We start from the raw sequence: 21,345 nt of genomic DNA on the forward strand, positions 1-21,345 counted from the left end.
GATGCTCTTCCTGAAGGTCAGGAATCGCTACGCCAGCTTGTTTCGGATGGTCCGCCTCAGCGCGGACTTGAAGCTGCCATAGTCGGGGCCGTCAACCTTGGCTGGACAAAAATTTGCGAATATCGGGGTTTTTTAAACGAATGTTCGCCATAAACGCGCCTTAATGCGCTGTTTCATGCAAGTCTTCGCCTGGGGCTTAAATATGAAGAAAGTCTCAGTTATTTTGCCGGTTAGACCGGCTGGCGACCAGGAAAAAGAGGCGGGGCGTAAGCATGCGTATTCGTAACATGAAGTCTGCGACAGCTTTGGCGGCGATGGCCCTGTTGCTGGGCGCGCCGGCCGTGGCGCAGGTGCATCCGGGCGCCGGAAGCGGCGGCGACATCGTCAACTACGGCCAGATTCACAGCCCGGTCATGGGCCGCGGCGGCATGGTGGTCAGCCAGAGCGACCCGGCGACCCGCGTCGGCGTCGATATTCTGAAACAGGGCGGCAATGCGGTCGATTCGGCCATCGCCGTGGCCTTCGCCGAGGCGGTGACCCTGCCGCGCGCGGGCAACATCGGCGGCTCGGGCTATATGGTCGTCCACATGGCGGCGACGGCGGAGCGTCCGGCTCAGGACATCGCCATCAACTATTACGGTACGGCTCCGGCGGCGGCGACGCCGGACTTCCTGCTGGGGCCGGACGGCAAGTTCGACCGCAGCAAGCCCTCGGGCTTCAAGAATGTGGCGGTTCCGGGCACCGTCATGGGGATGTGGGAGGCGCACCAGCGCTTCGGCTCCATGTCTTGGGCCGATCTGGTCGCCCCGGCGATCGCGCTGGCCGAGGAAGGCTATGTGCTGTCGGATGGTGAAGCCGATGCGACGGGCGGCCGCGCCCGCGTTCTGGCGACCGATCCCGGCGCGCGCGAAGCCTATCTGAAGGCGGACGGCACGGCCTATCGCGCGGGCGAGGTCTTCCGTCAGCCGCTATTGGCCGAGAGCCTGCGCAAGCTGGCGCGCGGCGGGGCGGACGAGTTCTACAAGGGCGAACTGGCGCGTCAGATCGTGGCGGGCATTCAGGCCGGCGGCGGCGCCATCACCATGGAAGACATGGCGGCCTATCGCGCTGATGTGTCAGAGCCGATCTGGGGCAGCTATCGCGGCCACCGCATCTCCTTCATGCCGCCGACGGCCTCGGGCGTCAGCGTCGCCGAGGCGCTGAACCTGCTGGAGCATTTCGACCTGCGCGCCATGGGGTGGGGCAGCGTCGACAGCCTGCACCTGATCTCGGAAGCGATGAAGATCACCTCGTCGGACCGCAACCTGATCGGCGGCGCCCCGCAGTGGACGACCCCGGCCCATGGTCTGGCCAGCAAGGAATTCGCGGCCGAGCGGGTCAAGCTGATCTCGCTCGACAAGACCCTGAAGGCCGAAGACATCCCCGAGGGCAACCCCTATCCGTTCGAGAGCAAGGACACGACGCACTATTCGGTGGCCGACGCCTTCGGCAATGCGGTGTCGAACACCTATACGCTGTCGAACTCCTACGGCGCCCACGTGGCGCCGGTGGGGACGGGCATCCTGCTGAACAACCACCTGGACAACTTCTACTGGGGCACCGAAGGCCAGCCGAACTCGCCCGCGCCGGGCAAGCGTCTGGGCTCGACCATCACGCCGATGATCGTGTTCAAGGATGACAAGCCCTGGCTGGTCACCGGCACGCCGGGCGGCGGCTATATCATCGCGACGATGGTGCAACTGGTCTCCAACGTCATCGACCACCAGCTGAACGTGGCCGAGGCCGCCATGCGTCCGCGCCTGAATCAGGGCGCAGGCGACAGCGCGCTGGAGCTGGAAGGCGGCTTCTCGCCCGACGTGGAGCGTCTTCTGCGCGAGCGCGGGCATACGGTGCGTCCGTCCATGACCATGGGCAGCACCCAGTCCATTCTGGTCGAGGGCGATCGCTTCATGGGCGCCGCCGACACCCGTCGGCCGGATGCTCTGGCGCTGGGCGTCCGTTAAGCTCGGCGCTTGCCGTTCCGGGCGTTCAGTGGTCTGAACGTCCGGATATAAATCAATCGGGGGGAGCCGATGTTGCGCAAGGTGCTGTTGGCGGGGGCCGCCGGCCTGGTGTTGACTGGTGCAGGAACGGGCATGATCGGCGGGGGCGCGGCGCAGGCCGCCGTCGCCGCCGCGCCGCAGTCGGCTACGGCTGGATGGCAGGACGGCCTGTTCGGCGTCCGGCTGGATCGTGAAAAGGGGCGGGTGCTGGCGCGCCTGCCCGCGCCGGACGCGCAGGGCGTCGTCGGTCGATACCTGTATCAGCCGGGCCTGTCGGCGGGCCTGGGGCTGGACGGCGCCGGGCTGGACCGCTCGGGTCTGGGCCAGACCCAGATCGTCGCCTTCCACAAGGTGGGAAACCGCGTCTTCGCCCGGTTCGAGAACACCCGTTTCCGCGCCGTGGACGCCGACGCCGATCAGGTGAATGCGGTCGCCGCCTCCTTCGCGCCCTCCGTCGTCTGGTCGGGCGAGGCGATCGAGACGCACGCCGACGGATCGGTCACGGTGGACCTGTCCGGCTTTATCGAGCGCGACGCGGTCAATGTCGCCGGTCGGCTGAAGCGGGCCAAGCTGGGCGCCTTCAAGCCAGCGCCCGCGCTGGGCTATGTTGACCTGGACCAGACGCTGGTCTTCCCCGACAACATCGAACTGCAGACGGTCCAGACCTTCACCAGCGATGATCCGGGCGGCGACCTGTCGCGCGTCTCGCCGGATTCGCGCTCCATCACGCTGGCGGTCCGTCACTCGTTCATCCGCCTGCCGGACGAGGCGTTCCAGCCTGTGCCGTTCGATCCGCGTTCAGGCGTGTCGGCTCAGGTGCTGTCGGTCGATTTCGCCGCCGATCTGGATACGCCGGTGGTCAGCCGTCTGGCCCGCCGCTTCCGGCTGGAGAAGACCGATCCTTCGGCCGCCCGTTCGCCGGTGAAGAAGCCGATCGTCTTTTACGTCGACCGTGCCGCCCCGCCCGCCATCCGCGAGGCCCTGATCGAGGGCGGCAACTGGTGGGCGCAGGCCTTTGAACAGGCGGGCTATCTGAACGCCTTCCGCGTCGAACTTCTGCCAGAGGGCGCCCATCCGATGGACGCCCGCTACAACATCATCTCATGGGTCCACCGCGAGACGCGCGGCTGGTCGACCGGCACCAGCGTCAACGACCCGCGCACTGGCGAGATCGTGCGCGGCGTGGTGCAACTGGGCTCGCTGCGCGACCGTCAGGACAAGATGATCATCGAGGGGCTGGTCGGCGCTGCCCGCGCCGGAACGGGCGCCGAGGACGACCCGGACCGTCTGGCCTATCACCGCCTGCGCCACCTGTCGGCGCACGAGATCGGCCACGCCCTGGGCATCGCGCACAACTTCGCCGCCTCGACCTATGAGGGGCGCGCCTCGGTGATGGATTATCCGGCGCCTTGGGTCATCGCCGATGGCGACCGGCTGGACTTCAGCCAGGCCTATACGACAGGCGTCGGCGCCTGGGACCGCTTTGTCGTCGACTGGCTGTATGGCGATGCCCCGGGGCAGGACCCGCAAGCGCGTCGCATGGCGCTGGCGGCGCAGGCGCAGGCCAAGGGCTATCGCTATGTGTCGGATAACGACACCCGGCCGCTGGGCAGTCTTCAGGCCTATGGCGCCATGTGGGACAACGGCGAGGATCCGACGGCCGAGTTCGCCAATACGCTGGCCGTGCGCCGCATCGCCCTGTCGCGTTTCGGGCTGGACAATCTGCCGGACGGAGCGGCGGCGGCGGACCTGCGCCGCGTGATCGTGCCCATCTATCTGTATCACCGCTATCAGACGACGGCGGTGGGGCGTCTGGTCGGCGGCGTCGACTATGCCTATGCGGTCAAGGGCGACGGGCATGAACGCGCCGACGCCATCCCTGCCGACCGCCAGCGCGGCGCGCTGGAGGCCCTGATGCAGGCGCTGTCGCCCGAGGTGCTGGACATGCCGGACCGGGTCATCGACCTGCTGTCGTCGGTGCAGTCGGGCACGCCGGATCGCCAGATGCAGATCGAACTGTTCGAGAGCAGGACGGACGCCGTGTTCGATCCGTCTTCGGCGGCGGCCTCGGCGGCCGAGGTGGTGTTCGAGACCCTGTTGGCGCCGGAGCGGCTGAACCGTCTGGTCGAGCAGGAGCGTCGTGATCCGGGGCAACTGGGTCTGGTCGAGACGCTGGATCGGGTGGCCGTCGCCGTTGGTCCGGGCGCGGCGCTGAACCCGCGTCAGGCCGAACTGCGCCGCGTGGCGCGCGCGCGCTATGCGGCCCATCTGGCCGCGCTGATTCAGGGCAAGGATCTGTCCTCGACGGCGCAAGGCGCGGTGCGCGACAGCGCGCGGCGGTTCGGCGAGCAGTTGAAGCGCTGTCGCGGCGACCGGCTGGAGACGGCGCAGTGCGCCTATCTGGCGGAGGCTCTGACCGGGCCGGTCGAGGGGCTGAAGGCGCTGAGCGCGACCTTGCCGGTGGCGCAGGCGGTTCCTCCGGGGGCGCCGATCTAAAGGCTCTTCTCCCCACTGGGGAAGAAGGTGTCAGGCGAAGCATGACGGATGAGGGGCTGTGTCCGCAAGGGCGGTCCTTGAGAGCTTTGAAGCGTCCCCCTCATCCGAGCGCCTCCGGCGCCCACCTTCTCCCCCGGCGGGGGAGAAGGATGCGCGAGTTACATCTCCCGCCAGGTCTTGCCGGTGACGCCTTCATAGTTGGTGGCGTGATAGACGCCGCGCGCCACTGCGCGGGCCAGCACATCGGCGGCGACGTTGCCCAGTTGCGCCACGGCGACCTGACGGGCGGCGGGGTCTTCGATGATCTTCTTGCCGGTGGACAGGCTGAACAGGGTGTCGCCGTCGAAGGGCGCGTGGGCGGGGCGGATGGCGCGGGCCATGCCGTCTTGGGCCATGATGGCCACGCGCTGAAGCTCCACTCGGGTCAGGGCCACGTCGGTGGCGATGCAGGCGATGGTGGTGTTCTCGCGCGGTTGGGGCCGGAACTTGGATGCGCCCCAGTCTTCGGCCGACGCGTGCAGGCCCGATGAGCCGAGGCCGCCGAACTCGTCGCCGATCTCATAGGGGGCGGCCCAGAAGCTCTTGCCGCCCGGCGCGATGACCGAGCCGACGCTGTTGACGGCCACGATAGCGCCGACCGTCCAGCCCGAGGCCATGACGGCCGAGGCCGAGCCGATCCCGCCCTTCAGGGCGCCCGCTTCGGCGCCATAGCCCGCGCCCGCCGTGCCGAGGTCGAAGCGGTCGCCCGCGGCTTCCAGCGCCTGAACCGACAGGCGGCGATAGGGCGGTTCCATCTCCCACTGCTTGTTCCCGCCGTTGGCCAGGTCATAGAGGCAGGCGGTCGGGATGATGGGCGAGGGGGGCACGCCCGGCGCCCCGCCCATGCCGTAGCCGCGCCCGCGCATCCCCATCCAGGCGGCGACGCTGTCGGCCGAGCCCAGGCCATAGACCGACCCGCCCGACAGGATGATGGCGTCCACCTCCTGCACCAGGTTTTCGGGGCGCAGCACGTCGGTCTCGCGCCCGGCGGGGCCCCCGCCGCGCACGTCCACGGCGGCCGTGGCGGGCTTTTCAGCCAGAATGACGGTGACGCCGGTGCGGACGCCTGCGTCATGCGCCTGACCCACCTTGAGGCCCTCGACGTCGGTGATCAGGTTCAGGCGGCCGGTGCGACCCGAGGCGCGCGCGGCGGACTGGGCCGCCGGTTTGGCGCTGGCGGCTCCTGCTGCGGTGGCTGCGGCGCCGATCAGGGCCGAGCCGAGGACGGTTCTGCGGTTCATCCGGCGGTTTCCTTTTCCAGCGCTTTATTGCGAACCAGATCCGGCGTCGCCGCCAGAAGTTTCTGCGTATAGGGGTGCGAAGGCGCGGCGAAGACGGCGGCCGTCTCGCCCTGTTCGACAATCTTTCCGGCCTGCATGACCAGCAGGCGATCCGTCACCGTGCGCACGACGCTGAGGTCGTGGGTGACGAACAGATAGGACAGGCCGAGGCGATCCGACAGGTCGGCCAGCAGGTCCAGCACCTGCGCCCGCACGGACACGTCCAGCGCCGAGACCGCCTCGTCCAGACAGATGACCGACGGTTCGGTGATCAGGGCGCGGGCGATGGCGATGCGCTGACGCTGGCCGCCCGAGAACTCGTGCGGATAGCGGTCGGCGGCGTTGCTTGCCAGGCCGACGCGCTCCAGCATTTCATCGACGCGACGACGGGCCTCGGCCGGGGAGGGCTTGGTGTCCAGAAGGTGGAAGTTCTCGGCGACCAGATCGCTGACCTTCCAGCGCGGATCGAAGCTGCCGTAGGGGTCCTGGAACACCACCTGAATGTCGCGGCGGATGGACTTCAGGGCGGCGCCGCGCGCGGCGGTGATGTCGCGGCCCTTGACCCGGACGCGGCCCGCCTGCGGCGTTTCCAGCGCGAGGATGGCGCGCAGCAGGGTGGACTTGCCGCAGCCGCTTTCGCCGACCAGTCCGACGCTCTCGCCCGGCTGGATCGACAGACTGACCTGATCGACGGCGCGGAAGGCTTTGGACTTGCCGAACAGGGCAGGCGCGCCGCCGTACTCGCGCACGAGATACTCGACCTGAAGCACGGGGGCGGCGTCGGCCTGAGGGCGGCTGCGGCGCGTCGGGGCGTGGACAGCGTTGGCCAGCAGGCGCTGGGAATAGGCGTGAGCCATGCCGGTGCGGATACGGTCGACGGGCGCTTCCTCGACCAGTTCGCCGTCCTTCATGACCGCCAGCCGGTCGGCGGTTTCCGCTACCACGGCGAGGTCGTGGGTAATGAGGATCAGGCCCATGCCGTCCTCGCGCACCAGCCGCTTCAGCAGGTCCAGAACCTGAGCCTGCGTCGTCACGTCCAGCGCCGTCGTGGCCTCGTCCGCGAACAGCAGTTTCGGCGTCAGGGCGATGGCGATGGCGATGGCGACGCGCTGCCTCTGGCCGCCGGACAGCTCATGCGGATAGCGGCTCAGGGGGAAGCGTTCGGCGGGCAGGTCGACCCGATTCAGCACGGAACGAGCTACGGCGAGGGCCTCCCTGCGCGAGGTCTTCTTGTGCAGGCGCACCGTCTCGGCGACCTGATCGCCGATTGTCATGACGGGGTTCAGGGCCGTCATCGGCTCCTGGAAGATGATGCCCACGTCGCGGCCGCGCACCTGCTGCATCACGGCGTCGGGGGCGTTCGAGACGACCTGGCCGTTCAGGCGGATCTCGCCCGTCATGATCGCGCGCGGCGGCGTCAGGCCCAGCACGGCCAGCGAGGTCATGGACTTGCCCGAACCGCTCTCGCCGACGAGGCCGAGGATTTCGCCGGGGGCGACGGACAGGCTGACGTTTTTCAGGATCGGGGTCTGGCCGATCGACAGGCTAAGGTCGCGGATATCGAGGACGGTCATGGTCAACGCTCCCGCCGCACGCGCGGGTCGAACAGGTCGCGCAGGCCGTCGCCGGTCAGGCTGAGGCCCAGCACGGTCACGAAGATGGCCAGCCCCGGCATGATGGCCAGCCACGGCGCGAAACCGATCATGGTCTGGGCCTCGGCCAGCATCCGGCCCCAGCTGGGCGCGGGCGGCTGGGCGCCCAGGCCGACGTAGGACAGGCCCGCCTCGGCGACGATGCCGACGGCGAACTGGATCGCGGCCTGCACGACCAGCAGGCTCATCAGATTGGGCAGGATGTGCTGGAGCGAGATCAGGGTCCTAGACTTGCCCGCCGTGCGGGCGGCCAGGACGTACTCGCGGGTCCACAGGCCTTGGGCGGCGCCACGCGCGACGCGGGTGAAGACGGGGATGTTGAAGACGCCGATGGCGATGACGGCGTTGATCGCCCCCGGCCCCATGACGGCGGTGATCATCACGGCCAGCAGCAGGGCGGGGAAGGCGAAGATCAGGTCGTTGCCGCGCATGACCAGTTCGTCGATCCAGCCGCCGCGCGCGGCGGCTGTCAGGCCTAGGGGCGTGCCGATTGCGACGCCGATGCCGACGGCGACGAAAGCCACGACGAGGGAGTTCTGCGCTCCCGCCATGATCATCGACAGCACGTCGCGGCCGAAGTGGTCCGTGCCCATCCAGTGGGCGGTCGACGGGGCGGTCAGCTTGGCGGCGATGTCCACCGCCTCGACATCATAGGGCGTCCAGACGAGGGCGAGCAGGGCGGTCGCCAGCACGACGGCGGTCAGCGTGGCGCCGACGATCAGGGACAGGGGCCAGCGCACTCGGGGCTTGGTGGTGATGACGGTAGGGGCGTCGGTCATGCGCGGCGTCCCCTCAGGCGCGGATCAGCGAACAGATAGGCCAGGTCGATCAGGAAGCTGACCAGGACCACGGCGAAGACCAGCACCACCACCACGCTCTGCACCACGATCAGGTCGCGCTGGGTGATGGCCTGGAAGACCAGTCGGCCGAGGCCGGGCAGGGAGAAGACGTTCTCGATGATGATGCCGCCCGCCAGAAGGAAGGGGAACTGAAGGCCCAGAATGGTCAGGACCGGGATCCAGGCGTTCCTCAGGGCGTGCCGCCACAGGGCCTGATTGACCGACAGACCCTTGGCGCGGGCGGTGCGGACATAGTCCTCGTTCATGGTGTCGAGCAGGGCGGTTCTCAGCACCCGGGCCAGGATGGCGGCCTGCGGCGCGGCCAGCGCTGCGGCGGGCAGGATCAGGGCCTTGAAGGCGGGCCAGAAACCGGCGCTCCAGCCTGGGAAGCCGCCCGCCGAAAACCAGCCCAGGTTCACTGAGAACAGCAGGATCAGCAGCATGGCGATCCAGAAGTTGGGCAGGGCGACGCCGACCTGCGTGACGCCGATCAGGCCGGTGTCGACGGCGGTTCCCCTGCGGCTGGCGGCGGTGACGCCGATGGGCAGGGCGACCAGCAACGACAGGACGGTGGCCATCAGGGCCAGCGGCGCGGACACGGCCAGACGTTCCGCGATCAGGCCGCCGACCGGCACCTGATAGGTGTAGCTGGTGCCGAACTTTCCGGTCAGCAGGTCGCCGAGCCAGGCGAAGTAGCGCTCAAGGCCCGAGCCTTCGAGGCCCATCTGCTGGCGCAGGGCGGCGATGGATTCCGGGCTGGCGTTCAGTCCCATCATATAGCTGGCCGGATCGCCCGGCACGACCTGCAGCAGCAGGAAGATGACCACGGTCGCCGCCAACAGAGTCAGGGCGTGGCCGCCCAGCTTCTTCAGCAGCCAGGCGGCGCCGAAGCGCCAGGCGACGAAGGCGAGCAGACCGACGCCCGCGACCAAGGACATCCAGCCCCAGGGCAAGCCGCCGTCGGTGCGCTCGGCGGTCGCGGCGCCCGCTGCGCCCGCCCCGGTCCAGTAGGCGCCGGTGACATCGTTGGCGGCGATGGGGCCGTTGATCCACAGGCCGTTCAGGTCCGCCTTCCACACGCCGATACGCGAGGACTGGAACAGGAAGCCGTTGACCGCGTCATCGGCGATGCGGCGTTGCAGGTCGCCCAGCAGGCGGTTGCGCGTCGGCTCGTCCGGGGCGGCGTTCACTTCGGCCAGAAGGGCGTCGAAGGCGGGGCTGTCGTAGCCGAAATAGTAGTCCTTGCGGCCATAGATGTCGTAGTCCATCGGCTCGACGTGTTCGACGATGGTCAGGTCGAATTGGCGGCGCTTGAACACCTGATCCAGCCACTGGGCCCACTCCAGATTCTCGATCTTGGCGCGGATGCCTGCTTCGGCCAGTTGCGAGATCAGCACCTCGCCGCTGCGCCGGGCGTAGGGGCGGGGCGGCAGGCGCAGGGTCACGTCGATGCCGTTGGGATAGCCTGCCTCGGCCAGCAGGGCGCGCGCCCTGGTCGGATCATGGGGGGACAGGCCGGTCAGGTCGACATAGCCCGCCGCCTGACGCGAATAGTGGCTGCCGATCGGCTGGCCGAAGCCGAACATGGCTCCTTGAATCAGGGCGTTGCGGTCGATGGCGTAGGACAGGGCGCGGCGCACCCGCACGTCGTTGAACGGCGCCTTGGTGTTGTTGATGCCCAGAATGACCTTGCCTTCGGAGGCGCCGACGACGACGCGGAAGCGCGGGTCGCGCTGGAACTGGGCGACGTTCTCGGGCGCGGGATAGTTGGGGAAGGCGTCCACGTCGCCGGCGCTGACGGCGGCGAAGGCGGCGGTCGGGTCGCTGATGAAGCGGAAGACGACGGTGTTCAGGCGCGGGTCCGGGCCCCAGTAGCCGTCGCGGCGGATCAGGGTCAGCTGGCTTCCGCGCTGCCAGCTCTGCAGCTTGAACGGGCCGGTGCCGACCGGCGTGACGGCGTTTGTCGCGGCGGTGTTGGGCGACACCATCACCGCGTCGCCCCAGGCCAGGACATAGGGCAGGGTGGCCATAGGCCGCGACAGGTGGATGCGGATGGTGGCCGGGTCGATGACCTCGACATTGCGGATGGGCTCGAACAGGGCCTTCTGGGCGTTGGTCGAGCCCTCGGCGGTGATGCGGTCGAGAGAGAATTTGGCGACGGCGGCGTCGAACGGCGAGCCGTCGGAGAAGGTCACGCCGCGCCGCAGATGGAAGGTCCAGGTGAGGCCGTCGGGGGCAGCCTCCCACGACTCGGCCAACGACGGGGCGACGGCGCCGTTCTGGGTCAGCCGGGTCAGGCCTTCGAAGACGTTGGCGTAGACGACTTCATCCACCGCCGCCGCCGCGCCCGAGGTCGGATCGAGGTTCGGCGGCTCCAGCGGCAGGCCGAGGATCAGGCGGTCGCGAGGCGCTTGTGCTTGAACCTGCGGCGCCGTCAGGCCCCAGACGACGCACAGGGCCAGCGACAGCGCGAGCGTGATCAGGCTGAACCGGAGTCCGCCGTTCCGGCTGCGCCGTCGGGATGCTGTCGCGACGCGTGTCGCCCCTGTCTTCGTCACCTTCCCTCGATCTCCCCCTTGCGACGTGGCCGATCTGCGTCAGCCTACGTCATGGATTTGCACTCTCGCCATGGATTAAGCGCGCCTCACCACGGCTGGCGCGCCAGAGAGGCGGGGCAGGCGGCGGTGCTTTCGGTCGCAGCTGCGCGGGCTGCATCGAACTCTTGCTTGGCGCGGGCGAAGTCGGCCTGGAACGCCGGGTCGGCCTTCAGCCGGGTGACGATGGTCGCGCCGACGATACGGCCCGCCTCGACGTCGCTGACATAGTGGACGCCGCACACCGCGCGGCTTTCGCCATAGGCCAGTCCACGCCGCAGGATGGCGTCGGCGCGGTCGGGCGCCAGTTCAGCCAGCACCAGCGACCAGGCCCAGCCCAGCGCCGAGTGGCCCGACGGATAGGAGCCGCTGGCCGCCAGCCAGGTCTCGGGCGCGATACAGGTCGGCAGGGGCTCGACTACGAAGGGGCGCTTGCGGAAATAGCCCTTCTTGGCCGGGGTCTGAATCATCTCCAGATCGCCCAGCATCTTGCCCATCAGCAGGGTGAGCGTCGGCATCTGTTCCGGCTCGAACTTGAAACCGAGGGCGCAGTCGAAGGCGCGCGGCGCGCCGGGCGTCTCGATCTCATTGTCGGCGCGGGCGATGGCCCAGCGTTCGGAGCCTTCCAGCGCCCGCATGGCGCGGTAGGCGGCGATGTCGGCCTGTTCGCGCAGCGAGCCTTCCTCGGGCGGCGGCGGCAGGAAGTTGGCGGCGTTGGGGGTGTTCTCAGCCGTCAGATAGCCATGCGGATGGTCGTGGAAGCCTTCCCAGAAGGTCACGGGCGCAGGCGCCGCCGTCTGTGTCGACACGGCCCCGGCGCATCCGCTCAACGCTCCGCCGAGCGCGAGAGCCAGGCTCATCGCGATGAGGGAAGAAGAGCGGTGCGGGGTGGTCATGGAAAAACTCCGGGTAGAAGGGATCATGCGGCGACGGCGCCGGGGCGGCCCGATTCAACGGTCCAGGATTTCAGGGTCGACAGGCTGGCCTTCGGATCGCGCACATCGCTGATGACCTGATAGCGCGTATCCATGCGGTCGGGGCGCACGTCGATCGACATATAGCCGCGCGGGCGGCTGTCGAAGAATTTCACCTGCGGGTTATTGGGCATGACGGCCATCAGCCCGTCGTAGCTGGGGCCGGTCGAGGTGATGGAGGTGCCGACGAACTCGGTCGCCACGGTGGCCGATGACGGGTCGCGGCTGTCCAGCTTCACGTCGTTCGTCCAGAAGGAATGGTAGTCGCCGCTGAGGACGACGGGGTTGGACGGCTTCAGTTCCGACAGGGCCGAGGTCAGCCGGTCGCGCGCGGCGGGGAAGCCGTCCCAGGTGTCGGTCCAGTAGCGGTTCTCCTCGGCCGGACTGCGGGCCAGACGCAGACCCGCCATCACCAGATTCTGGCCCAGAATGTTCCAGCGCGCATCGGCGCGGGCCAGGCCGTCATACAGCCAGCGCTCCTGATCAAAGCCGAGGAAGGTGCGTGACGGGTCCAGCCGGTCGGTGCAGGTCGCGTCGGAAACGATCTGGCCCTTGCCGCCGTTTTCGCCGTCGCTGCATGGCTGTTTCGAGCGGTATTGCCGCCCGTCCAGCATGAAGAACTCAGCCAGTGCGCCATAGCGGATGCGGCGATAGATCGGCATCTGCAGGCTGGCGTTCAGGCGCGTGCGGCGGATCGGCATGGCCTCGTAGAAGGCCTGATAGGCAGCGGCGCGACGTTGCAGGAAGTCATTGGGCGCGACGCCTGAAATCTTGGACCAGACCCCGGAATAGTCGTCCTGAACCTCATGGTCGTCCCAGATGGCGACGCAGGGGGCGATGGCGTGCAGACGTTGCAGGTTGGCGTCCGTCTTGTGCAGGGCGTAGCGGTTGCGATAACCCGCCAGCGTGGTCGCCTCTTCCAGATTATAGGGGCGCACCACCTCGGCCGCGCGGTCCGGCAGCAGGGTGTATTCATAGATGTAGTCGCCCAGGAACAGGGTCATGTCCGGCGCCTCATCGGCCATGTGGCCATAGGCGCTGAAATAGCCGCGCTCCCAGTGCGAACAGGACGCGACGGCCAGACGCAGGCGGTCGGCGGCGGCGTTGGGGGCGGGCGTGGTCAGGGCGCGGCCGGTCGGGCTCTGCTGGCCCTGTGCGGTGAAGCGGTACCAGTAGGGACGGCCCGGCGTCAGGCCCGCGACCTCGACGTGCAGGCTGTGGGCGACGTCGCGGGCGGCGGTCACGCTGCCGGAGGCGACGATGCGGCGGAACTGGTCGTCGGCGGCGACTTCCCAGCGCACGGAAATGGCGGCGTCGAGCCCGCCCAGACCGTCGGCGGCCAGAGGGTCGGCGGCCAGCCGGGTCCAGATGACGAAGCCGTCCGGCGCGGGATCGCCGCTGGCGACGCCCAGCGGAAACAGATAGGCGCCGCCCGCCTGCGCGCGGCCGAAACTCAGCACGGCTGGCGCGACGACCAGACCCGTCAGCAGGGCGCGGCGATCAAGGCGGGAAGCGGAATAAGCCATCATACCATCAGCAAAAGACGCAGGACGGACCGGCCGGAACCGGCCCGCCCTGCTCGGGGAGAAGCCTCAGAAGTCCATCGACAGCCGCACGCCGAAGGTGCGGCCCTGGCTGGGCGAGGTGGTCGGACGGGCCGAACCGTTGAACCCGTTGCGCGTCTCTTCGTAGTAGGTGTTGAACATGTTCCGCACCCACAGCCCCGCCCGCCAGTTCGCGCCCGCCGGGCTGACGCTGAAGTTGGCGTTCCATAGCCAGTAGGCGTCGATGATCGACGAGGAGCTGACCGAATACAGCTCGTCCCGATAGTTGTAGTTGGTCTCGGCGCGCAGCTCCCACCCCGAGGTTTCCCAGTCATAGGAGACCGAGCCGCCATAGTTCATCTTGGGGAAGGACAGGCGTTCGCCGGACTTGTCGCCGGTGATGATGATGTCCCACGGCGCCTGATTGTTGTTGGCGGCGTCGGTGGCGGGGCCGTCGATGGCGAAGTATTCGTCGTATTCGCCGGTCTTGTAGCCGATGTTCTGAGTGATGGTCAGGCCATTGATCGGCATCCAGATCGCTTCGATTTCACCACCCATGATGTGCGACTTGGGCACATTGGTGATCTTGCCGAGGCGACCGGCGTCGCGATCATACTCCAGCCCCTGAACCTGTTGATCCCTGTAGTCGTAGTAAAACAGGGCGCCGTTCAGGCGCAGGCGACGGTCGAACAGGTCAGACTTGATGCCCGCCTCATAGGCGATGACGGTTTCAGGCTTGAACGGCTCGGTGGCTTCCGACTTGGTCGAGTTGTAGGTGGTGAAGCCGCCGGATTTCACCCCTCGCGCCACGCTGGCGTAGAACAGGGCGTCATCGGTCAGCTTATATTCCAGCCCGAGGCGACCGGTCACTTCCTCCATCGTCGTGTCGAAGGTGCGCGGCGCAGGCGGCGGGGCGGGGGCGATCTCCGTGCCGAAGCTGGTCAGGTCGCGGTCTTCCTTCTCCCACCGCAGGCCTAGGATCAGGTTGAGACGTTCGTTCACCTGATAGGAGTTGTGGGTGAAGATCCCGGAGGCGGTAACGTTCTGATCGTAGGATGTATTGATGAAGCTGGAGAGGTAGTCCGGCGCTGTCGATCCCCGGAACTCGGTGAAGAAGCCGCCCTTGATGGTTTCATCCGCATAGTGGGCGCCCACCATCCATTGCAGGGGGCCGTCGCTGGTCGAACTCAGGCGGAATTCCTGCGCGAAGACATCGATGTCATTGTAGAAATAGACATCGGACTCGTGGAAGCGCGTGCCGTCCCAGTCGTTGTATTCCTTGCGCGAGAAGGTCTGATAGGCGGTGATGGAGGTCAGGTCGGCCCAGCCCAGATCGGCCTTCACCTTGGCGCTGACGTCAAAGCCGTCATTGTCGCGGAACGGCTTGGCGTTGGTCGAGACGCCGGCGGCTTCAGCCAGACGTTGCGAAATGCCCCAGCCCGTGATGCGCCAGGCGGTATCCTTTGGATAGGTCACGCTGCCGTCGGCGACCTTGTATGGGCCAAGCAGGCGGAAGCCGCGGCCGTCGGATTTGTCGACTGAATAGGTGGCGCTCAGATCGACGCTGACCCTGTCGCTGGCGTCCCAGGTCAGGCGGCCGCGGATGGCGGTCTTGTCGAGGTCGCCCAGCTTTTCGCCGGTATCGCGGTGGTATTGCCAGGCGCCGCCCTGTTCGGTGACGGCGGCCAGACGGCCCAGCAGGTTCGGTGCGATCTGGCCGGAGACATAGCCCTCGACCTTCAGATGGTCGTAGGAACCGTATTCGGCGTTGAAACCGGCGCGGAAGTCTGCGGTCGGGGCGTTGGTGATGATGTTGACGGCGCCGCCGGTGGTGTTGCGGCCGTACAGGGTGCCCTGCGGACCGCGCAGGACTTCCAGACGGGCGATGTCGAACATCGCGCCCTGGGTCGTCACCGTATAGGGGTGGGCCACTTCATCGACATAGATGCCGACGGTCGAGGCGTTGTTCGACGAGTATTCGCGCGCGCCGATACCGCGGATGCGGAACTGGGGCTGGCCGCCGCCGAACTGGCTGTCGACCTCCATGTTGGGCACGGCGTTTTCCAGGTCATTGACGACCGAAATGCCTTTTTCATCCAACTGCTCGCCGCCGATGACGCTGAGCGAGACGCCCACGTCCTGGCTGGCCTGCTCGCGGCGCTGGGCGGTGACGATGATCTCGTCGACGCGCGTGGCCTGATCCCCCGAACGGGCCTCGCTTTGAGCATTTGCGCTGGAAAAGGCGGCCAGGGTCAGCAGGCTGACCGATGACGCCAGGATGTATTTTCTCATTTTATTCCCCCTCCTCGACACCCCTGATCAGGGTGTTTTTTCTATGATCCCTGACAGGCGGCCGATCAGTTCGTCGATCTGTTCCCGGCTGATAATCAGCGGCGGCGACAGGGCGATGACATCCGTCGTCACCCGGATCAGCAGTCCTTCGTCGAACGCCTGATGGAAGACCTCGGTCGCGCGGGCGCCCGGCGCGCCGGGGCGCGGCTCCAGCTCGATGCCCGCGACCAGGCCCATGTCGCGGATGTCGATGACGTGGCGCAGCCCCCTCAGACTGTGCACAGCGTCCTGCCAGTAGGGCGTCAGCTCGGCCGCGCGCTGGAACAGGCCTTCGCTCTCATAGACGTCCAGCGTGGCCAGACCCGCCGCCGCCGCCAGCGGGTGGCCGGAATAGGTATAGCCGTGGAAGAACTCGATGCCCGGCCCGGCCGCGCCCTCGACCACCGCCTGATAGACGCCGCTGCTGACGCCCACGGCGCCCATGGGCACGGCGCCGTTGGTCAGGCCCTTGGCGCAGGTCATCAGATCGGGCGTGACGCCCAACGCCTCAGCCGCCGTCAGGGCGCCCAGACGGCCGAAGCCGGTGATGACCTCGTCGAAGATCAGCAGGATGCCGTGCTGTGCCGTGATCTCGCGCAGACGCTCCAGATAGCCGACCGGCGGGACGATCACCCCGGCCGAGCCGGACATCGGCTCGACGATGACGGCGGCGATGGTCTCGGCGCCGTGCGTCTCGATCAGGGCCTCCAGCTCATCGGCCAGATGCAGGCCCCAGACCGGCCGACCGCGCGTGAAGGCGGCCTCGTCCAGGTTCAGCGTGTGCGACAGATGGTCGACGTTGGGCAGGGTCGGGAAGCCGCGCTTGTTGTTCTCCAGCCCGCCCACGGAAATGCCGCCGAAGCCGACGCCGTGATACCCCTTCTGGCGACCGATCAGGCGGGTGCGGTTCTCGAACCCTCTGGCCGATTGATAGGCCAGCGCGATCTTCAGGGCGCTGTCGACCGCCTCTGACCCCGAACCGGCGAAGAAGACGTGGTTCAGGTCGCCGGGCAGCATCATCCCCAGATGTGACGCCAGTTCGAACACCAGCGGATGGCCCAGCTGGAAGGTCGGGGCGTAGTCGAGAATCTCGGCCTGACGCTGGATCGCCTCGACGATCGGCTGGCGGGCGTGACCGGCGTTGACGCACCACAGACCGGCGGTCCCGTCCAGCACCGCCCGACCGTCCGGGGTGAAATAGTGCATGTCCCTGGCCGAGGCGAACAGGCGAGGCTGCGCCTTGAAGGCGCGGTTCGCCGTGAACGGCATCCAGAAAGGATCAAGGTCGTTTGCGGCCTTGCCGGCGTTTGCAGCGGTCATGCGGTCATCCTCTGTCTTACGCCAGTAGCGGCTGAACCGCAGCGAAAGGGAAGACTGTTATTTTTACCCGCTATATAATTGTAATTTAAAGATATTTTACTTGGTCGATCAATATTGTGAGCGCGCCGAGCGATTGAGGTTGAGACTGCCTGAACATGCTGTTCCGTGACGGCCGATGGCAATGGGAACCCTGCCGGGTTGAAGGTGGCGATCATTTGCCAATACATTGCCGTCATCTCCTCCCCATTAAGGCCGTCGCGACCGGGACAGCCCGGTCGCCGAACTATCTCCGCAGTCGATGCTTTGTGCAATGCAGCATCTATACGCAGTTGCAGCGATCGGCCGCGAAAACCCTCTTCCCTCAGCGATCAGTAGCCGCCTGAAGGTGAATTTGAGCAAGGCTGTTTCTTTGTTGGCCTATATATCTGTCGAATATAGGGAAAATATTCCAATGATCGGAATACTGATCGTTCGCAACAGCCCTGTCAGAAGGTGGGCGGGGTGCAGGCGCTGATGACCACGCAGGGCACGTCGCCGATGTTGCGGAAGCGGTGCTGCAGGACGCTGGGAAACAGATAGCCTTCGCCCGCCTTCAGCACCCGTGACTGGCCGTCGACGGTGACTTCAAGACGGCCCGAGATGATCATGCCGCCTTCTTCGCCTTCGTGAGACAGCATGACCCGGCCGCTGTCCGAGCCGGGCTGATAGGTCTCGTACAGGATCTGAAGGCTGGAATCCTGACTGGACCCCAGCTGACGATAGGAGACTTCGCCGCGCGAGATGTCGGTCAGTTCGTCGTGACGATAGAAGTATTTGGTCGGGGTCTCGAACTCGGAGCTGAAGAAGTCGCCCAGCGATATGCCGGCCGCGTCCAGCAGTCGTTTCAGCGAGCCGACGGACGGGCTGGTGCGACCGCTTTCGACCAGGCTGACGGTGCTGGACGGCACCCCGGCCTTGCGCGCCAGGGCGCGTTGCGACAGGCCGAGGCGGTCCCGAAGGGCGCGCAGGCGAGGGCCGATGATGTTTTCTTCTTCCATATCGCCGCGCGCCATTTCGTCAGCTCCGCTTGCGGGTCAGCAGGTCATAGGCCGCCCGCGCCATGACCTTGGCCGAGTTGGTCATGTCGTCGATGCCGACCCATTCGTCAGGCTGGTGCGCCAGATCCAGCACGCCGGGGCCGTAGGCGATACAGTCCTTCAGCTTGCCGATGCGGTCGATGTGCTTCTGGTCATAGGTGCCGGGCGAACAGACGAACTGGGCCTTCTTGCCCAGCACCGTCTCGATGGCGGCGGCCGTCGTGCTGGCCACCGGGCCGTCGCGGTCGGCCATGCTGGGCGCCACCTGGAACAGGTCGCGCATCTCATAGCGGAAGCCGTGGCGCTGGGCCGCCAGACCGTCGAGGATGGCCTTCACCTCGCCCTTCACATCTTCCAGCGTCTCCTCGATCAGGAAGCGACGGTCGATGACCATGCGGCTGGAATCGGCGACGCAGGGCGCGGGCAAGCCGTCGAAGCCCTCGGCCTGGCCGCCGTGGATCGAGTTGATGTTCATGGTCGACTGACGCGCGCCCTCGGGCACGACGGGCATATCGGAATGGCGGGCGGCCATGGCGGGGTAGAGCTTGCTCTCAAACTCTTCCATCACCGCGCCCATGTGACGGATGGCGGAGTCGCCCAGGAAGGGCATGGAGCCGTGGGCGATGCGGCCCTTGGTCTCGATCTCGGCCCACCAGACGCCGCGGTGGCCGATGCAGACGCGGTCCACGTTCAGCGGCTCGGGGATGATGACGTGGTTGACGCGAGGCTCCGAGAACCAGCCGCGCTCGGCCAGATAGGCGACGCCGCCGTAGCCGCCGGATTCCTCGTCCACCGTGCCGGATATTTCGAGCGCGCCGGGCAGGGGCAGGCCGGAATCGATCAGGGCCTCGACCGCGATGATGGAGGAGGCCAGTCCGCCTTTCATGTCGCAGGCGCCTCGGCCGTAGACTTTGCCGTCCTTCACCTCTCCGCCGAAGGGATCGACGGTCCAGCCGGCGCCGACCTCGACCACGTCGATGTGGCTGTTGAAGTGGACGCAGGGGCCGGGCTCGCTGCCGGTCCAGCGGGCGATGACGTTGGTGCGCGGGTATTGATCGCTGTCGCCCGGCGAGCCTTCGCCGCGCACATATTCGACGGTGAAGCCGCGCGTCTTCAGCCGCTCGCCGATGTACTCGGCGCAGGGGCGATAGGCCTCGCCCGGCGGGTTGATGGTGGGAAAGCGGATCAGGTCCTGCGTCAGGGCGACCAGTTCGTCGGTGCGACCGTCGATCAGGTCCATGACGGTCTGCAGGGTGGGGGCGCTCATGGGTCGATCCTCACGCGAACTGTGCGTCCAGCGCGGCCAGAACCGCGTCAGTCATCTGAAGGGTGGAGACGGGGGCGACCCCGGCTTCCGCGATGTCGGGGGTGCGCACGCCGCTGGACACGACCTGTCGCACGGCGCGCTCAAGCCGGTCGGCCAGATCGACGCGGTCGAATGACCAGCGCAGGCACAGGGCGAAGGACAGGATGGTCGCGATGGGGTTGGCGACGCCTTGGCCAGCGATATCGGGTGCCGAACCGTGGATCGGCTCATACAGGCCCCGGCTGCGCCCGCCTTGTTCAAGACCGGACAGGGAGGCGGAGGGCAGCAGGCCCAGCGACCCGGTCAGGGCCGCCGCCGCGTCGGACAGGATGTCGCCGAACAGGTTGTCGGTGACGATGACGTCGAACTGATCCGGGCGCCGGACCAACTGCATGGCGCAGTTGTCGGCATACATGTGCGACAGCTCTACGTCGGGATAGTCGGCGGCGACTTCGGTGGCGACGGCTCGCCACAGGGCGCCCGTCTCCATGACATTGGCCTTGTCCACGGAGCAGACGCGTCGCTTGCGCGTGCGGGCCAGTTCAAACGCCGTGCGGCAGACGCGGGCGATCTCGGCCTCGGTATAGGCCTGGGTGTCATAGGCGCGGCGCTGGCCGTCTGCGTCCACTTCATTGGCGCGGGGCAGGCTGAAATAGACGCCCGCCGTCGCCTCGCGCACGATCAGGATGTCGAGGCCCTGGATCACCTCGGGCTTCAGCGCCGAGGCGTCCAGCAGTTCGTCGAAACAGACGGCGGGGCGCAGGTTGGCGTAGAGGTCCAGCGCCTGACGCAGCCGCAGAATGCCCATCTCGGGCCGCTGGGCGCGGGGCAGGTGGTCCCACTTCGGCCCGCCGACGGCGCCGAACAGGACGGCGTCAGAGGCCAGCGCCTGATCGACCACGTCCTCGGCGATGGGCGCGCCCACGGCGTCGATGCTGGCGCCGCCCGCGAGGGCTTCGCTCAGTTCAATGCGCAGCCCGGTGTTCCGGGCCCAGTCGACGACGCGCAGGGTCTCGCGGACGATCTCCGGCCCGATGCCGTCGCCCGGCAGAACCAGAAGCTTGAACGCGCGATCAGATGCAGCGGCCACCGTCGACCTCCATGGCCACGCCGGTGATCATCGAGGCGTCGTCGGAGCAGAGGAAGGCGGCGGCGGCGCCCATGTCCTCGGGCGTCGAGAAGCGGCCGATGGGGATGGAGGACAGGAACTTGGCTCGCACCTCGGGCGTGTCGGCGCCCATGAAGGTCTTCAGCAGGGGGGTGTCGCCCGCCACCGGGTTCAGCGCGTTCACCCGCACCTGGAAGGGCGCCAGCTCGACCGCCATGGCCCGCGTCGCTGTGATGACCCAGCCCTTGGAGGCGTTGTACCAGGTCAGGTTCGGGCGGGGGCTGACGCCGCCGGTCGAGGCGATGTTCAGGATGGCGCCGGACCCTTGCGCCTTCATCGCCGGAATAAACGCCTTCGACATCAGATAGATGGCGCGCATGTTGACGTTGGCGATGCGGTCGAACGCTTCGTCCGACAGTTCGTCCAGGGGCTGGGGCGTGTGGCCGACGCCCGCGTTGTTGACCACGATGTCGACGCCACCCAGCAGGCGGTTCGCGGTCTCAGCCAGAGCAGCGACGTCGGCGGCGCTGGACACGTCGACCTTCACGCCCAGATCGGCGTCGCCCAATTCAGCGGCCAGCGTGCGCGCGGCGTCGCCGTTCAGGTCGGCGACGATGACGCGGGCGCCTTCCTCGGCGAAGCGGCGCGCGATTCCGGCGCCGAAGCCGGAGGCTCCGCCCGTGACGATCGCTCGCTTGCCCTCCAGCCGCTTCGATCTGTTCTCCCCCAAGACGCTACTCCCTT

The 21,345-nt window shown here is 67.4% G+C and carries 14 protein-coding genes; 2 read left to right on the forward strand and 12 right to left on the reverse strand.

Going from position 1 to position 21,345, the window contains the following annotated elements; translation table 11 throughout:
* Window positions 1–272 precede the first annotated feature (272 nt).
* A complete protein-coding gene (ggt, locus tag ACORJG_RS03730; RefSeq protein ID WP_427791728.1) occupies window positions 273–2,003 on the forward strand; it encodes a gamma-glutamyltransferase in 1,731 nt (576 codons plus the stop codon).
* 69 nt (window positions 2,004–2,072) lie between these two features.
* On the forward strand, window positions 2,073–4,538 hold the full coding sequence (locus ACORJG_RS03735; RefSeq protein ID WP_427791730.1) for a zinc-dependent metalloprotease: 2,466 nt from the start codon (window positions 2,073–2,075) through the stop codon (window positions 4,536–4,538).
* A gap of 158 nt (window positions 4,539–4,696) precedes the next feature.
* Here the strand turns inward: ACORJG_RS03735 and ACORJG_RS03740 are convergent, their stop codons facing one another.
* From ACORJG_RS03740 to ACORJG_RS03795, 12 genes are all read right to left on the reverse strand, one after another.
* Window positions 4,697–5,818: a P1 family peptidase gene (locus ACORJG_RS03740; protein WP_427791731.1), complete on the reverse strand. Its 1,122-nt coding sequence runs from the start codon at window positions 5,816–5,818 to the stop codon at window positions 4,697–4,699.
* A complete protein-coding gene (locus tag ACORJG_RS03745) occupies window positions 5,815–7,431 on the reverse strand; it encodes an ABC transporter ATP-binding protein (protein ID WP_427791733.1) in 1,617 nt (538 codons plus the stop codon). Before ACORJG_RS03745 ends, ACORJG_RS03740 begins: the two co-directional genes overlap by 4 nt.
* A gap of 2 nt (window positions 7,432–7,433) precedes the next feature.
* Window positions 7,434–8,288: an ABC transporter permease gene (locus tag ACORJG_RS03750; protein WP_427791735.1), complete on the reverse strand. Its 855-nt coding sequence runs from the start codon at window positions 8,286–8,288 to the stop codon at window positions 7,434–7,436.
* Window positions 8,285–10,906 carry an ABC transporter substrate-binding protein gene (locus ACORJG_RS03755; RefSeq protein ID WP_427791737.1) on the reverse strand — a complete coding sequence of 874 codons (2,622 nt, stop codon included), beginning with the start codon at window positions 10,904–10,906 and terminating at the stop codon, window positions 8,285–8,287. Before ACORJG_RS03755 ends, ACORJG_RS03750 begins: the two co-directional genes overlap by 4 nt.
* Window positions 10,907–10,992: 86 nt before the next feature.
* Window positions 10,993–11,838: an acid phosphatase gene (locus ACORJG_RS03760; RefSeq protein ID WP_427791739.1), complete on the reverse strand. Its 846-nt coding sequence runs from the start codon at window positions 11,836–11,838 to the stop codon at window positions 10,993–10,995.
* Between the two features lie 23 nt (window positions 11,839–11,861).
* Window positions 11,862–13,442 (reverse strand): alkaline phosphatase D family protein, encoded by a 1,581-nt coding sequence (locus ACORJG_RS03765; RefSeq protein WP_427791741.1) that lies wholly within the window; start codon window positions 13,440–13,442, stop codon window positions 11,862–11,864.
* A gap of 66 nt (window positions 13,443–13,508) precedes the next feature.
* Entirely contained in the window at window positions 13,509–15,752 is a 2,244-nt protein-coding gene (locus tag ACORJG_RS03770) for a TonB-dependent receptor (RefSeq protein ID WP_427791743.1), read from the reverse strand.
* Between the two features lie 27 nt (window positions 15,753–15,779).
* Complete coding sequence (locus ACORJG_RS03775; protein WP_427791744.1) at window positions 15,780–17,111, reverse strand: aspartate aminotransferase family protein; 1,332 nt, start codon at window positions 17,109–17,111, stop codon at window positions 15,780–15,782.
* Window positions 17,112–17,596: 485 nt separating this feature from the next.
* A complete protein-coding gene (locus ACORJG_RS03780; protein ID WP_087140249.1) occupies window positions 17,597–18,163 on the reverse strand; it encodes a cupin domain-containing protein in 567 nt (188 codons plus the stop codon).
* Between the two features lie 4 nt (window positions 18,164–18,167).
* The gene (locus tag ACORJG_RS03785; protein WP_427791746.1) at window positions 18,168–19,454 is read right to left on the reverse strand and encodes an acetylornithine deacetylase/succinyl-diaminopimelate desuccinylase family protein; all 1,287 of its coding nucleotides are present in this window, start codon (window positions 19,452–19,454) and stop codon (window positions 18,168–18,170) included.
* A gap of 10 nt (window positions 19,455–19,464) precedes the next feature.
* The gene (gene leuB / locus ACORJG_RS03790) at window positions 19,465–20,583 is read right to left on the reverse strand and encodes a 3-isopropylmalate dehydrogenase (protein ID WP_427791747.1); all 1,119 of its coding nucleotides are present in this window, start codon (window positions 20,581–20,583) and stop codon (window positions 19,465–19,467) included.
* Window positions 20,567–21,331, reverse strand: a complete 765-nt coding sequence (locus ACORJG_RS03795) for a glucose 1-dehydrogenase (RefSeq protein ID WP_427791748.1) — start codon at window positions 21,329–21,331, stop codon at window positions 20,567–20,569. The genes leuB and ACORJG_RS03795 overlap by 17 nt, the downstream gene beginning before the upstream one ends.
* Between the last annotated feature and the right edge of the window lie 14 nt (window positions 21,332–21,345).

The sequence above is a fragment of the Brevundimonas diminuta genome (assembly GCF_050310045.1).
GTDB classification, from domain to species: Bacteria; Pseudomonadota; Alphaproteobacteria; order Caulobacterales; family Caulobacteraceae; genus Brevundimonas; species Brevundimonas diminuta_F.

What these genes read in the sequence shown, in the direction of transcription:
- ACORJG_RS03770 (WP_427791743.1), bottom strand. Translation starts at nt 15,752, where the DNA reads ATGAGAAAATACATCCTGGCGTCATCGGTCAGCCTGCTGACCCTGGCC.
- ACORJG_RS03745 (WP_427791733.1), bottom strand. Translation starts at nt 7,431, where the DNA reads ATGACCGTCCTCGATATCCGCGACCTTAGCCTGTCGATCGGCCAGACC.
- ACORJG_RS03785 (WP_427791746.1), bottom strand. Translation starts at nt 19,454, where the DNA reads ATGAGCGCCCCCACCCTGCAGACCGTCATGGACCTGATCGACGGTCGC.
- ACORJG_RS03775 (WP_427791744.1), bottom strand. Translation starts at nt 17,111, where the DNA reads ATGACCGCTGCAAACGCCGGCAAGGCCGCAAACGACCTTGATCCTTTC.
- ACORJG_RS03740 (WP_427791731.1), bottom strand. Translation starts at nt 5,818, where the DNA reads ATGAACCGCAGAACCGTCCTCGGCTCGGCCCTGATCGGCGCCGCAGCC.
- ggt (WP_427791728.1), top strand. Translation starts at nt 273, where the DNA reads ATGCGTATTCGTAACATGAAGTCTGCGACAGCTTTGGCGGCGATGGCC.
- ACORJG_RS03765 (WP_427791741.1), bottom strand. Translation starts at nt 13,442, where the DNA reads ATGGCTTATTCCGCTTCCCGCCTTGATCGCCGCGCCCTGCTGACGGGT.
- ACORJG_RS03735 (WP_427791730.1), top strand. Translation starts at nt 2,073, where the DNA reads ATGTTGCGCAAGGTGCTGTTGGCGGGGGCCGCCGGCCTGGTGTTGACT.
- ACORJG_RS03780 (WP_087140249.1), bottom strand. Translation starts at nt 18,163, where the DNA reads ATGGCGCGCGGCGATATGGAAGAAGAAAACATCATCGGCCCTCGCCTG.
- ACORJG_RS03760 (WP_427791739.1), bottom strand. Translation starts at nt 11,838, where the DNA reads ATGACCACCCCGCACCGCTCTTCTTCCCTCATCGCGATGAGCCTGGCT.
- ACORJG_RS03750 (WP_427791735.1), bottom strand. Translation starts at nt 8,288, where the DNA reads ATGACCGACGCCCCTACCGTCATCACCACCAAGCCCCGAGTGCGCTGG.